Source organism: Fructilactobacillus sp. X2R6C1, assembly GCF_059901295.1.
In genome coordinates, this window is record NZ_JBWXUZ010000006.1 from 1 (window position 1) to 14,765 (window position 14,765).

The 14,765-nt window shown below is 39.3% G+C and carries 11 protein-coding genes; all 11 read right to left on the reverse strand.

The features are described 5' to 3' along the window. Positions 1 to 2,522 (reverse strand): mucin-binding protein (locus AC6UDF_RS06695; protein ID WP_500694431.1); only part of this gene is annotated, 2,522 nt, incomplete at its 3' end. 773 nt (positions 2,523 to 3,295) lie between these two features. Beyond that, positions 3,296 to 3,565 (reverse strand): CsbD family protein, encoded by a 270-nt coding sequence (locus AC6UDF_RS06700; protein ID WP_500694432.1) that lies wholly within the window; start codon positions 3,563 to 3,565, stop codon positions 3,296 to 3,298. A 148-nt stretch (positions 3,566 to 3,713) separates the two neighbouring features. Then, positions 3,714 to 4,253 (reverse strand): HdeD family acid-resistance protein, encoded by a 540-nt coding sequence (locus tag AC6UDF_RS06705; protein ID WP_500694433.1) that lies wholly within the window; start codon positions 4,251 to 4,253, stop codon positions 3,714 to 3,716. Positions 4,254 to 4,303: 50 nt separating this feature from the next. Then, positions 4,304 to 7,165 carry an excinuclease ABC subunit UvrA gene (uvrA, locus tag AC6UDF_RS06710; protein ID WP_500696823.1) on the reverse strand — a complete coding sequence of 954 codons (2,862 nt, stop codon included), beginning with the start codon at positions 7,163 to 7,165 and terminating at the stop codon, positions 4,304 to 4,306. 9 nt (positions 7,166 to 7,174) lie between these two features. After that, positions 7,175 to 9,190, reverse strand: a complete 2,016-nt coding sequence (uvrB, locus tag AC6UDF_RS06715; protein ID WP_500694435.1) for an excinuclease ABC subunit UvrB — start codon at positions 9,188 to 9,190, stop codon at positions 7,175 to 7,177. 152 nt (positions 9,191 to 9,342) lie between these two features. Then, complete coding sequence (gene trxB / locus AC6UDF_RS06720; RefSeq protein ID WP_500694436.1) at positions 9,343 to 10,275, reverse strand: thioredoxin-disulfide reductase; 933 nt, start codon at positions 10,273 to 10,275, stop codon at positions 9,343 to 9,345. A 16-nt stretch (positions 10,276 to 10,291) separates the two neighbouring features. Then, the gene (locus AC6UDF_RS06725) at positions 10,292 to 10,801 is read right to left on the reverse strand and encodes a thiol peroxidase (RefSeq protein WP_500694437.1); all 510 of its coding nucleotides are present in this window, start codon (positions 10,799 to 10,801) and stop codon (positions 10,292 to 10,294) included. A gap of 118 nt (positions 10,802 to 10,919) precedes the next feature. Further along, a complete protein-coding gene (galU, locus tag AC6UDF_RS06730) occupies positions 10,920 to 11,819 on the reverse strand; it encodes a UTP--glucose-1-phosphate uridylyltransferase GalU (RefSeq protein ID WP_500694438.1) in 900 nt (299 codons plus the stop codon). A gap of 23 nt (positions 11,820 to 11,842) precedes the next feature. Continuing rightward, entirely contained in the window at positions 11,843 to 12,859 is a 1,017-nt protein-coding gene (locus AC6UDF_RS06735) for an NAD(P)H-dependent glycerol-3-phosphate dehydrogenase (protein ID WP_500706801.1), read from the reverse strand. Between the two features lie 26 nt (positions 12,860 to 12,885). Then, positions 12,886 to 13,698 (reverse strand): prolipoprotein diacylglyceryl transferase, encoded by an 813-nt coding sequence (gene lgt / locus AC6UDF_RS06740; RefSeq protein ID WP_500694440.1) that lies wholly within the window; start codon positions 13,696 to 13,698, stop codon positions 12,886 to 12,888. An 11-nt stretch (positions 13,699 to 13,709) separates the two neighbouring features. Then, the gene (gene hprK / locus AC6UDF_RS06745; protein ID WP_500694441.1) at positions 13,710 to 14,726 is read right to left on the reverse strand and encodes an HPr(Ser) kinase/phosphatase; all 1,017 of its coding nucleotides are present in this window, start codon (positions 14,724 to 14,726) and stop codon (positions 13,710 to 13,712) included. Positions 14,727 to 14,765 lie beyond the last annotated feature (39 nt).

Genomic DNA, 14,765 nt, shown 5'->3' on the forward strand with positions numbered 1-14,765 from the left:
TCGTCTTTTCCTTCAGCAGCATCACCCGTTACACTAGCTTGACTTGGTGTGTAACCAGTAATTTTGGGAGAATTAATGACTGGGTTAGCGTTATCGGCTGGCTTCCAGTCACCCCAAGTAATTGAACCAGTCTTTTCGTTCTTAGTCCCCGTTCTAGTAAATGGAACGGTAACAACCTGGTCTTTTGCCATGGTCTTCCCATTAACATCAACATAGTGAACGGTCACGGTTCCCTTACCACTATTATCAGTTACTGTTGTTAGGGTGTCACTGTAGATAACGGTATGCACATCATCTTTACCTTCAGTGGCGGTTCCAGTAACCGTTGGCTGATCAGGAGTCATATTAGGAACGGTTGGTGAAGTGATTACTGGATGAGCATCTCCTGCTGGTTCCCAATCGCCCCAAGTGATGTTACCAGTCTCATTATCTCTAGTCCCGGTTCTTGTGAACGGAACGCTGACTTGCTTATCTGGTGAAACAGTGTTGCCGTTAGCGTCCTTGTAGTGAACGGTAATGGTACCTTGACCACTATTATCAGTCACTTGACTGGTAGCAGGACCATAAGGAACTTTAGTGTCTGAACCGGGATCCGTAATTGGGTATGGATAAGTCCCATCTGGACCTGGCTTTAATGGTTGACTTGGATCATGGGGGTCCATTGGAATCATGCCAGGAATATTGGGTAATTGAGGTTGTTGTGCTTTAGTAGGATCGTCTGGTTGCGTTTCGTATGGAACATCATGGGATCCATTGTCAATTGGATTGCCATTGGAATCAACTGGAACTAATTTTCCCAGTTGAGCAACTCCAAAGTCAATTTTCCGTGATTGTGGCACATAAATTGACAAAAGGATAATTCTACCGTATCCATCAATACTCCAAGAATACTGCTTGTTAGCAGGATCATACATATAATTTGCATCAATGTAATAAGTATCTTGACCATCACTACCTTGAATTAAATTACCATCTTTATCAAAGAGTTGAACTTTCATACCACCATGATCATCAGTCTCAGTATAAACAAGACGATAACCCTCTCTATAATATTCAGTCCACACAGTACCAGGAACACCAAAGTTTGAAACAGAGCCGGACGCGTTAGTAGGTTGTGTAGAAATATAATAAGTGGTTGGGATTTCTGGTGGTAATCCACTTATCGTATAATGTTGACCAGCAATTCCCTTGTAAGTTTTAGTAACCATTACTTGCCCGGTATCACGGTTAGTCCATGTAACTACTTGATCAACAACCTCTGGAGTTATAATTGACATCTGACCAAGTGGAACAGCACTATCACTAGAATTGTTATAGAACCACTCTTTAATAAGTGAATAACCATCTGGTTGGTCGGCATTGAAACCAACTCCAGTATTATGATCATCCCACTTGTAGTAATGCAATCCATCAACGTTAGTGGAAGACAAAGTTGTACCATTATCCTTTAATAGATAAGTTCCAATTACATTACCATCAGCATCAATTTCGTTTACATAAACAGTTCCATCACCATTACGATCAGTTGACCAAACTAACCACTTAACTTTGGTTGTGCCTTCTGGGGCATTAACACTTACATATCCGTAAGTATAGTGCTCTTCATCAGGATCGACCCAAGGAACTCCTAGTGTCTTATAATCTGGATCTTGCATGTCAACGTTGAATGGTTGTCTTTCGGCAAAATTGGTAGTTGCAACTTTAGCTTGACCATCATCGGTGGCTAAAGCTGCCGCCGTTTGCTTCATGGCTGCTGCTTGATCATCAGCCTTTTGGTTAGCATCTACCGCAGCGTCTTGCTTGTTTACTGCGTTATCACTTGTAGTTGCTTTCTGATCGGAATTTTGATCAGCTGATTGATCTTTTAATGCATCGGCTACTTTACTAGTAGTGCCATCATTCTTAGTTGCGTCTTGTTTAGTGGCATCAGAGTCAGGTTTCTTATCAGTTGATTGATCCTGTGTGGCATCTTTCTTCTGGTTAGAAGCATCGTCGTTCTTGGTGGCGTCTTGGTCAGTCTGCTTGTCAGCTGATTGATCTTGTGCGGCATCTTTCTTTTGGTCAGATGCATCATTATTTTTAGTGGCACTTTGGTCAGTCTGCTTATCTGATGTGGTGTCATTATTTTTGGCTATGTTTTCATCAGAGGACTTATTTTGTGATGAGTCGGTCTGCTTAGCTGAAACATCATCATTCTTGGTAACATTTTGATCAGTTGTGTCGTTTTGTGATGAATTAGCCTGTGTATTTGCTGCCTCATCACTCTTGATGACGTTCTGTTCAGTTGCCGAATCATTGGTAGTCTGATTTTGCGGTACTGTTACTTGCTTATCAGACGAATCACTATTTTGTGAATTCATCTGAGTGTTGTTAGTAACGTCCGCTTTCACATTATGTTGGTTAGACATAAGGATTCCGCCTGAAATCCCGGCTGAAAACATCGTGACTGTAATTGCACTGAACAGCCATCGTTTACCAGCCTTATACATCTTATAATGTGTTTTGCTATCACGATTAAACATATAAATAAAAACCTGCCCTTCTAATTTCAAATTAATCTATACTTACCGGCCTACTTAGCCTTAAGTAATTATTGCACAATCTGAAATTAAATTGAACACAATCGTATTTTATACAATATGAGTAAAACAAAGGCATACATGGCAGTGTTTTTCACGATTAACCAATGCATGGAGGTAATTGTTTCTCATTGTGTGTAAATAAAACGAAAAATCGTAATGGTTTTGTAACATTAGCCGTGTATGTCCAATGATAGCAACGTAATTCTTACTTTTTCCTAATAATAATTTTAAATGTTAATTAGTGATTGTACATAATGAAAATGACAGCCAAATTCAACGCCAAGTATAGCAACAAGATGCTCCGCCAGCCCCGTTTAATCGCACTATGTGAGAATTACCGTGAAAATTAATTTACTAATAAATCATTAGCAAAACATAAAATCATTCCTTGTGATGTTTACCAACATTGGTTTTTACTGGATTACGTGGCTGTTTGTGAATAAAATTATAAAAGAAATCACATTATATTAATTATAATTAAATTCACATTCATTATTCTCTTAATGTGTAAAAAGCCTTAATTATCCGAAAGAGTTAGAACAACTCTCGCTAGTGAATAACTCTCTTCAAACGGTTTGATGATAAACGAATTTCTAAAAAAAAGGATTCATACCAATTTAAATCGGTATGAATCCTTAGAAGTATAGATTTATATAAAAAATCTAAATATTATACGACACTTTATTATTGCAAATTGCTTTTTTCCTATCTAATTATTCGTTATCAAGGTCACTGTCGATGTCATCTTTAACATCTTGGGCTTTGTTCATAAAGTTCCCCTTACTGCTTTGTAGGTCACCTTTGATCTTATCCATGGTGTCACCAGAGATAGCACCCTTAATTTGCTGTGCCTTACCTTGGGCAACGTCACTCAAGTTATCGATGCGGTCAGCAATATCGTCTAAATCATAACGATCTTCAAGTACTAAGTAACCTAACACGATGTTTGCACCCAAACTAAAACCTAAAAGTAAATTCTTCATAATGACCCTCCTAATATTGATTAATAATTCAATATAATAGTATCATGCCTGTAAAATAATAACTAGTAAAGACTTCCCCCATTAAGATATTAATTAAGAATTAATCCAAAAAAAGACACCTCATTAATTTAAGGTGTCTTAATTAATTTTATAGTTTATGAGCAAATGCCAGCATAATCATGTTAATTCCTGCCACTAACAGGACAATTCCCACAATTATAGCTAAAACCTTAGCAGCTAGACTTGGGTCTAACAGTAAGAAAATTCCTAAAAATAGTGTAATAAGATCAAAAACAAGTGATGTCCAGAAGACCCCACCGTTAAAATTACGAATGTGATCAACTACAATCAACTGACAGATTGAGTAAACCAGAATCCAAACTGCAAATAGGATCCCTAGGGTAAAGGTCCCAGCGTGAATGTTAAACAGGAACAATAGTGCTAACAAGATTTCAATCGCACCACCAATTAACATCGTAAAACTTCGATAGCCAATTTCTTGACTTAACTTTCGGTAGACCCAAATTGATTTTACTCCGGCAACTAATGCAACGACGGCGAATATGATCGCCAAGACAGCAGCACTAGCAGTTGGGTGGAAGAACATCAAAACGGCGGCTAATAATAAGACAACACCAAATAGACATTCAAACCAATCAAATCCCCATTTTTTATCTTCGTACATCATAAATATGACCTCCAATTGTTTGTTACAACCATATTTTACCACATCTAATTTTACTGATGCTTTTCGGCCTCAATGGTTCGCTTGGTGTCACGCTCTAGGACGGGTTTTAAATATTCACCAGTATAACTATTTTTCAGTTTAACAATCTGTTCGGGTGTTCCGGTTCCAACCACGTATCCGCCGGCAGCGCCACCTTCTGGACCTAAGTCGATCACGTGGTCAGCCTCTTTAATAACGTTTAAATTGTGTTCAATGATCAGAACGGTATTTCCCTTATCAACTAATTTAGAAAGGACCCCAATTAATCGTTTGATGTCATCAGTATGAAGTCCCGTGGTGGGTTCGTCAAGAATATAAAAGTTATTTCCAGTTGAACGCTTATGGAGTTCAGAAGCTAACTTCATTCGTTGTGCTTCTCCACCTGACAAGGTATTAGCTGGTTGACCTAATTTCACGTAACCAAGTCCCACGTCAGAAATGGTCTGCAACTTTCGCGTAATCTTTGGGATGGCTTTGAAAAACTCTAACGACTCATTCACGGTCATGTCAAGAACTTCAGCGATATTTTTTCCCTTGTATTGAATCTCAAGCGTTTCAGAATTATACCGTTTTCCATGACAAACTTCACACGGAACGTAAACATCGGGTAGAAAGTTCATCTCAATCTTCAAGATTCCATCACCATGACAAGTCTCACAACGACCACCCTTGATGTTAAAACTAAACCGTCCCTTTTTATAACCGCGAAGCTTGGCCTCGTTAGTTTGGGCAAACAAGCCCCGAATATCATCAAAGACTCCAGTGTATGTAGCTGGATTACTTCGAGGGGTTCGGCCAATCGGACTTTGATCAATACTTACTAGTTTTTCAATGTTCTTCCATCCAGTGATTGATTTATACTTACCTGGTTTTTCCGAATTATGATTCAGCTTCTGGGCCAAGGCTCGTTTTAAGATATCATTAACCAACGTAGACTTTCCGGAACCAGAAACTCCCGTCACCACGTCAAACTTACCAAGTGGAAATTTAACGTTAATGTCTTTGAGATTATTTTCTAAAGCACCCTTTAGGGTGACGTTTTTGCCGTTCCCCTTTCGTCGTTTTAAGGGAACGGGAATAAACTTCTTTCCAGAGAGATATTGACCAGTTAATGATTTCGGATTTTGAGCCACTTGTTCTGGAGTACCGGTGGCAACAATCTTACCACCCTTCTCTCCTGCTCCTGGGCCAACATCAATTAAATAATCGGCTGAACGCATCGTATCTGAATCATGTTCAACAATGACCAATGTATTACCTAAATCACGCATTTTTTTCAGGGACTTAATTAACCGATCATTATCACGCTGATGAAGACCAATGGATGGTTCATCAAGTACATACAAAATTCCTGAAAGATTTGAACCAATCTGAGTAGCAAGCCGAATTCTTTGGGCTTCACCACCAGAAAGTGTCCGTGCTGATCTGGAAAGGGTCAGGTAATTTAATCCAACGTTTTCCAAAAATTCCAGTCGGTCACAGATTTCCTTAATAATTGGATGAGCAACAACCGTATCTTGTTCACCAAAAGTAAGCTTACTAAAGAATTGGCGTTCATCGGCAATATTCATATCAGAAACTTCCCCAATGTGTTTGCCATTAATCTTAACTGCCAAAGCCTTTTCGTTTAATCGGTACCCATGACAAGTCTGACAAGTTAATTCTGTCATGTACTTTTCCATTTGTTCTCGAGTGAAATTACTGTTGGTTTCATGATAACGGCGTTTAACGTTGTTAAGGACTCCTTCAAAGGGAGCATCAACATCACGAACTCCACCAAAATCACTCTTGTAGTGAAAATGGAACGTTTTCCCCTTGGAACCATTCATCAATAGATCACGCTGTTTCTTTGGTAATTTACGGTATGGAGTATCCATATCAATATTAAAGGCTTTACAAGCCTGCTCTAACATTGCTGGATAGTATTTTGAGCTAATTGGATTCCATGGTTCAATTGCTCCCTCATTAAGCGTCTTATCTTGATCTGGGACCACTAAATCGTTATCGACTTCCAACTTAACTCCTAATCCATCACACTCAGGACATGCTCCATATGGGGCATTAAATGAAAAAAGACGTGGTTCAAGTTTCCCAACCGTAAAACCACAAATCGGACAAGAGTAATGTTCCGAAAACACCATCGGCTCTCGCTTACCAAGAAAGTCGGCAATGGCATATCCATCACTTAGACGTAAAGCTGTCTCAAGTGAATCTGACAATCGTGAATTAATCCCGTCTCTAACGACAATTCGGTCCACTACCACGTCAATGTTATGACGCTTATTTTTATCTAAATCAAAATCTTCGGTCGCATCATGGATTTCACCATCTACTCGGACTCTTACAAAGCCTTCCCGCTTAATCTTTTCAAAAACTTTTTTGTGTTGCCCCTTTTTGTCACGGACCACTGGTGACATAATCTGCAATTTAGTTCGTTCAGGGAGGGCCATGATTTCGTCAATCATTTGATCGACGGATTGACTAGTAATGACCGTTCCATCATTTGGACAAATTGGCGTCCCAACTCTTGCCCACAATAAACGTAAATAATCATTAATCTCAGTGACAGTTCCAACGGTTGAACGAGGATTTTTTGAAGTTGTTTTCTGATCAATTGAAATGGCTGGACTAAGTCCCTCAATCGAATCAACGTCAGGTTTATCCATTTGACCCAAAAATTGTCTAGCATAAGAGGAAAGACTCTGGACATAACGACGTTGACCTTCAGCATACAGAGTATCAAAAGCTAAAGAACTCTTACCTGAACCAGATAAACCGGTCATTACCACCATTTTATTCTTGGGGACATCAACATTTACGTCTTTTAGATTATGTTCACGGGCGCCTTTAATTTTAATGACGTCATTTGCCATCTAACCACCTCACTTTTTCTTTTTCTCACCCTTAAGCTGCATCACGGTATCCCTTAAGTTAGCAGCTTGCTCAAAATCAAGTTTTTTGGCTGCAGCTCTCATTTCGTCCTCTAAATTATCAATCATTTCCTTTTGATCCTTAGCACTCATTTGGTCAAAATCGGATTCAACAAAGCTTCCATTAGTATTATCATCGTTGTTTTTCTCGCCCTGTTTATACGCAGAAATGGCCTTAGGAATTGGTTTGATAATGGTCTTAGGGGTAATGTTGTGTTCCTGATTGTACTTCATCTGAATGGAACGACGACGGGCAGTTTCATCCATCGCGTACTTCATCGAATCGGTAACGTTGTCCGCGTACATAATAACATGTCCGTGTGAATTACGAGCTGCTCTTCCAATTGTTTGTACAAGGGAACGTTTGTCACGCAAAAAGCCTTCCTTATCAGCATCCAAGATTGCAATCAATGATGTTTCGGGAACGTCAATCCCTTCACGCAACAGGTTAATTCCAACTAAAACATCAAACTTACCCAAACGCAAATCACGTAAAATTTGGGTTCTTTCGAGGGTTTTAATATCACTGTGCAAGTATTTTACTTTAATTCCCAAATCTTTTAGATAATCGGTTAAATCTTCTGCCATCTTCTTGGTTAAGGTCGTAACGAAGGTACGTTCGTTATTTTGAACTCGTTTATTGATTTCACCAACCAAATCATCCATTTGATCTTTCGTGGGACGAACTTCAACGGTTGGATCAAGTAGTCCAGTTGGACGAATAATTTGTTGGACAACGTGATTAGTCTTGTCCTCTTCATATGGACCCGGAGTGGCTGACATATAAACTACTTGATTAACCCGTTTTTCAAACTCAGGTAACTTTAATGGTCGATTATCAAGCGCGCTGGGAAGTCTAAATCCATAATCAATTAATTGCTGCTTTCTAGCCTTATCACCGTTAAACATTCCACCGATTTGCGGAACCGTTCGATGTGATTCATCAATGAACATCAAATAATCTTTGGGGAAAAAGTCCAATAATGTGTATGGAGCTTCGCCAGGTTTTCTGCGGTCCATATAACGAGAATAATTCTCAATCCCAGTTGTATATCCCATTTCACGCATCATTTCAATGTCATAGGTGGTCCGTTGCTTCAATCTTTGAGCTTCAAGTAGTTTGCCCTTTTTCTCAAAGTTAGCAACCTGTTTTACCATTTCATCCTTGATTTCAGGTAAAGCCACATCCATCGTTTCCTTGTTAGTCAAGAAGTGAGTGGCAGGAAAAATTGTAATCTGTTTTCGTTCACCGATAACTTCACCAGTCAACGTGTCAACTTCAGTAATTCGGTCAATCTCGTCACCGAAAAATTCGATCCGGTAGGCATGTTCATTTCTAGAAGCCGGAAAGACTTCTACTACATCACCATGTACACGAAAGCGACCACGTTGAAAATCAATGTCGTTTCGATCGAATTGAATGTTAACCAACTGACGCAAAAAGACATCGCGCTCTAGTTGTTGTCCAACGTGCAACGAAACCGTATGGTCCTGATATTCTTTTGGACTTCCTAAACCAAAGATTGAGGAAACTGAAGCCACAACGATAACATCGTTTCGTTCTAGTAGAGCACTCGTTGCTGCGTGGCGGAGTTGATCAATCTCGTCATTAATCGAAGCATCCTTTTCAATATAGGTATCACTGGAAGGAACATAGGCCTCAGGCTGATAAAAATCATAATAACTCACAAAATATTCGACCGCATTATTAGGAAACAACTGCTTGAGCTCACTATAAAGTTGCCCAGCTAAAGTTTTATTGTGCGATAAAACCAGCGTTGGCTTGTTAATGTTCTTAATGACATTTGCCATGGTGTAGGTTTTACCAGTTCCAGTAGCACCCAAAAGGACCTGATCACGATCTCCATTTTTGATTCCTTGAGTCAATTCCTTAATGGCTTCCGGCTGATCACCAGTTGGAGTAAATTTCGAAACTAGGTCAAAATTATTATTCGTTTTTTTAATCATATTGGCACCTCTTCTTAAACTCGGAAAAAAAGGAGAAAGTATTAACTTTCTCCCATTACTTATAATAATTCTAGCATACGAACATACTTTCGCAAAGCAATTAGACCAAAGCTTCCATACAAAAAGAGCAGATCGACTCTGCTCTTTTTCGTTTAATCTTTAGTTTTCAGCTCTTCGACGTAATTGAAGACGCCCTGACCTGCAGTTCCGCCATCGCCGACCGCAGTCGTGATTTGACGTAGATGTTTCTTTCGTACGTCACCAACCGCGAAGACACCGGGAATCTTAGTCTTCATTTCATCATCGGTGTCAATCCAACCTTGTTCATCAGTAATTCCAAGGTTCTTGAACGCATCAGTCATTGGTAAAATACCAACGTAAATAAAGACACCAGAAGCTTTGATATTTGAAGTTTCACCGGTCTGATTGTTTTTAATCGCAACCCCGGTTACTTTTTGACCGTCACCTTCAATATCAGTAACGTTACTGTTCCAGACAAAATCGATATTGTCCTTATCAAAGGCCCGCTTCTGCAGAATCTTCTGGGCCCGAAGTTGATCACGTCTGTGAATGACCGTAACGTGCTTTACGATATTGGATAGATAAGTAGCTTCCTCAATCGCAGAGTCACCGCCACCAACGACAACAACGTCTTCGCCTTTAAAGAAGGCGCCATCACAAACCGCACAGTAAGAAACACCTTTTCCACTGTAATCTTGCTCACCGGGAACCCCGAGTTTCTTGTACTCAGAACCAGCACCAATAATTACAGAAGGAGCCTCATAGTCACCGTCTTCAGTCTTAACAATCCGCTTATCGCCATCAATGTCAATGCCAGTAACGGTTCCGTAGCCATACTCAGCACCAAACTGAGTACTCCCATCGTACATTTTTTTAGATAGATCTGGTCCTAAGACTGATTTAAATCCAGGATAATTCTCAATTTCGGCAGTGTTGTTCATCTGTCCACCATAGATCCCACGATCAAGCATTAATACAGATAGTTCGGCTCGTGATGCATACAATGCCGCCGTCATTCCGGCTGGACCAGCACCGATTACAATTACATCATACTTTTTTGCCATTATATCGCCTCAATCATTATTTATTGTTTGTTACTTTCTTTAACTCGTCAAGAACTGGTTCATAGTTTGGTTGATGAGTAATTTCTGGAACTGCTTGGCAGTACAAAATTTTGCCTTCAGCATTTACCAAGTAAACCACCCGAGCTAAGTGACCAAAAGCCGGGATGTATAAGTGCATGGCTTTTCCAAATGAACCATTAAAATCAGAAAGAATTTCCATGTTGTTGACACCATGAGCGGCACACCAATTTTTTTGGTATTCAATTGGGTTATTTGAAATGGTAACAAATTTAATTCCCTTAAACTTTGATGCTTCCTGGTTAAAACGAGCAGTTTCTAAACTACATACCTTTGTCTTTAAGTTAGGAACCACACTAATCAACGTTGTCTGACCCTTTAAATCATCAGTCGTAACATCTTTCCCTTCAGCATTTTTTACGGTAAATTTTGGTAGATAATCTCCAACCTTTGGTTGATCATCACCCATTAACCATGATACTGGTAGTCCACCTAATTTAATTTTCATAACCAAAAACCTCCTTGACTAATATCAATTGTACAAAATTATATTATCATAAACTGAATTAAATGTTTAATCATTATACTTCAAAATAAAAAATGCCGGCAAAAGTCGGCATTTTAATCTAATTTTTCTGTTGTTCGTCTTCCTTAGTCAGCTTTTGACCAAGATTCTTAATGTATTCACGTAATTCTTGCTCAATTTCAGGGTGTTTTAAACCAAAGGTAATGTTAGTCTCAAGCCAGCTAAGCTTATTGCCGGTATCGTAACGATCACCCTTAAACTCATGAGCAAACACTCTTTGAGTTTGATTTAAGGTATTGATGGCATCGGTTAGCTGAACTTCATTCCCCTTACCTGGCTTAGTGTGTTCCAAAACGTCAAAGATCTGTGGAGTTAACAAGTAACGTCCAATAATTGCTAAATCACTAGGAGCGTCCTTAGGATCTGGCTTTTCAACGAAGTTTCTCACATTATAAAGTCCCTTTGAAACCTCGCTAACTGGTTCAATTACTCCGTATTTAGAAGTCTCCTTATGAGGGACTTTCATAACGGCAAGGGTTGAAGCTCCCGTCTTTTCGTAACTATTCATCAATTGTTTGGTGAGCGGAGTCGTATCTTCCATCAAGTCGTCTCCAAGCATAACCACAAATGGATCATTTCCAATGAAACTTTTGGCCGTTAAAACAGCGTCGCCAAGTCCACGTGGATAAGATTGTCTAATAAAGTAAATGTTCATATCATTAGTCTTCTGAATTGACTTGAGCATCTTTTCTTTACCCTTTTTTTCAAGGTTTTCTTCAAGCATTACGTTTGAATCAAAATGATCTTCAATGGCACGCTTGCCCTTACCAATCACAATGACAATGTCTTTGATTCCAGAAGCCTTAGCTTCTTCAACAATGTATTGAATGGTTGGAATATCAACAATTGGTAACATTTCCTTTGGAAGTGCTTTCGTTTCAGGTAAAAATCTTGTTCCTAAACCAGCGGCAGGAATAACAGCTTTAGTTACTTTTTTCATCTTCTTATATACCCCTTTTAGAATTAACCTTGTTCTGAACGTCCCTCTCTAGACATTAAATTAGAAATCGCGTCAGAAACGGTTTCTTCATTATTAATTACTGCATGAATTGCGGATGTAATGGGCATTTCTACCCCACGTTGTTTTGATAATTCAAATGCAGCTTGATTGGTGTCGATTCCCTCGATCACCATGCCCATGTCTTTAACAACGTCATCCAATTTCTTGCCCTTGCCAAGCTGATAACCAGCCCGCCAATTACGAGAATCAGAACTAGTTGCGGTAACAATCACATCACCTACACCAGACAATCCGCTAAAAGTTAATGGGTCCGCACCAAATGATACACCTAAACGTGATATTTCCGCAATACCACGAGTCATGAGGGCTGCTTTTGCATTATCACCGTAACCTAAACCTACCAAGGCTCCAGCTCCTAATGCAATAATATTTTTTAAAGCCCCACCAAGTTCAACCCCAATAATGTCGTTATTAGTGTAGATTCTAAAATAATCATTCATAAATAATTTTTGAAAATGCTCAGCAGATGGCATATCATCGCTCGCAACCGTAACTAAGGTAATATCACGTCTAGCAACATCTTCAGCTTGACTAGGTCCAGAAAGGGCTGAAATCGACTTACGATTTTGAGGATCAATTTCTTCTTGCAATACCTGAGACATTCGATCATAGGTACCCTTTTCAATGCCCTTACTTCCATGGATGATATATGGTTTCATTTCTAACTTGCCCAAAATTTTGTTAGCTTGATTTGCAACCGAACGAGTTGCCTGTGATGGAACAATGAATAAAACATCATCGGCTCCTTTAAGTGCCTCTTCCATGTCAGCATAAGCTTTCATCTCTTTTGGAAAGGTAAAGTTCTTGATGTAATGGGAATTAGTGTGCTGATTATTTAACTCATCCACCTGTTCCTTGCTTTTCGACCAAATTTTAACTTCATGCCCATTTTCAACTAAAATATCGGCGAGCATGCTGCCCCATGATCCTGCACCGAGTACTGCGATTTTTTCTGTCATTATTTAAATTATCTCCTACAAATCACTTAACTACCGTAGTACCAGACTAACTGGTCGTTTCGTCTACGATAAATTAAAACAAATAGTGCTACTACGAATAATAAAATGGAAAGCAACTGTGATACCCGGATTACCCCGAATAACATTAAACTATCGGTCCGCATGCCCTCGGTGAAAAAACGTCCAAACGAATACCACATCACGTAACTTAAAAAGACTTCCCCACGCTTAAAGAACTGCGGGGCATGTCTCATAATCATCAAGACAGCAAATCCTGCTAAATCCCAAAGTGACTCATATAAAAACGTTGGTTGGCGGTACGCCCCGCTAATAAACATTTGATTGATGATAACGTCAGGTAAATGTAAATGCTGTAAAAATTGAAGTGATGTTACCGCTCCAAATGCTTCCTGATTCATGAAATTACCCCAACGACCAATTCCTTGAGCCATAATGACGGTTGGAGCGGCAATATCTAAAATCTGCCAGACTGACAAATGATGTTTAAAACAAAACCACCAAATAAATAATCCAGCCCCGATTAAAGCTCCATAAATGGCGATTCCACCATCCCAAATTTGAATAATCTCATCTAAATGATGGCGATAATAGCTCCATTGAAAAACCACATAATAGATTCGAGCCGAAATAATCGCAATTGGAATCGCCCACAAAATCAAATCATATAAAACATCTTCATTTAAGTGTTGTCGCTTAGCTTCTTTCATTGAAAGGTAAACGGCAATCAAGACAGCGGCAGCGATAAAAATACCATACCAGTGGACCGCAATTGGTCCGAGATGAATCGCAACCGGATTTAATGCCAATATGCTAAACACAACTTCCACTCCTATTCAGGATCCTTATTAGCATCTTGGCTAATATCTTTCTTATTTTGTTCAACTGCTTGTTCTTCGTGTTTTTGCTCCTGGTTGTTTTTAGAAGCATTTTCTTTGATTAACTCATTTAAGTTGTTATCAAAGACCTTAGTCGCATCGTATCCCATTGAACGAGCCCTAAAATTCATCGCAGCGGTTTCAATAATAATGGCTAAGTTTCGTCCGGGTTTTACCGGAATCGTCAATTTCTTCAAATCAACGTCAAAGATTCGAGTTGTTTCACGGTCGGTCCCAAGCCGATCATACTTAGTATCTTTGTTCCACTGGTCCAAATGAACGATTAAGTCCACTTTTGATTGGGAACGAACGGCACCCGCACCAAATAGGTTCATTACATCAATAATGCCAATCCCACGAATTTCTAGTAAGTGATTAAGAATCTTGGGAGCTTGACCAATCAAGGTTTGCTCATCTTGTTGATAAACCTCAACTCGATCATCAGCAATTAAACGATGACCACGCTTAACAAGTTCTAGCGCCGTTTCACTCTTACCAATTCCAGAATCACCGGTAATTAAAACACCAAGTCCATAAACTTCAACCAAAACACCATGAATGGACTTTCGTTCGGCTAACTTAGCTTCAAGATACGTCGTCATATTACTTAGAATTCTAGAGGTGGTTAACTTTGAACCTAAGATTGGAATGTGAGCCTTTTTGGCGGCTGCCACTAACTGCTCAGGTGGTTCTAGTTGAGTAGAAATAACAAATGCAGGCGTTTCTGGTTGACACATTTTGGTCATTACTTCTTTTAATTTTTCATCACTCATTCCCTTTGCAAATGAGGTTTCAGTTATCCCAAAGATCTGAATTCGCTTGGCTGGGTAGTAGTTAAAATATCCAGTCAATTCCAATCCCGGACGTGAAATGTCACTAGTGGTAATGGGACGGTCTAAATATTCACGACCCCAAAAGACACTAAGATGAGTGTTCTTTACTAAATCAGCTACCGTTACACTCTGAGCCATTGGACCTACCTCCAAATAAAATTAATTTACTTAATTCTA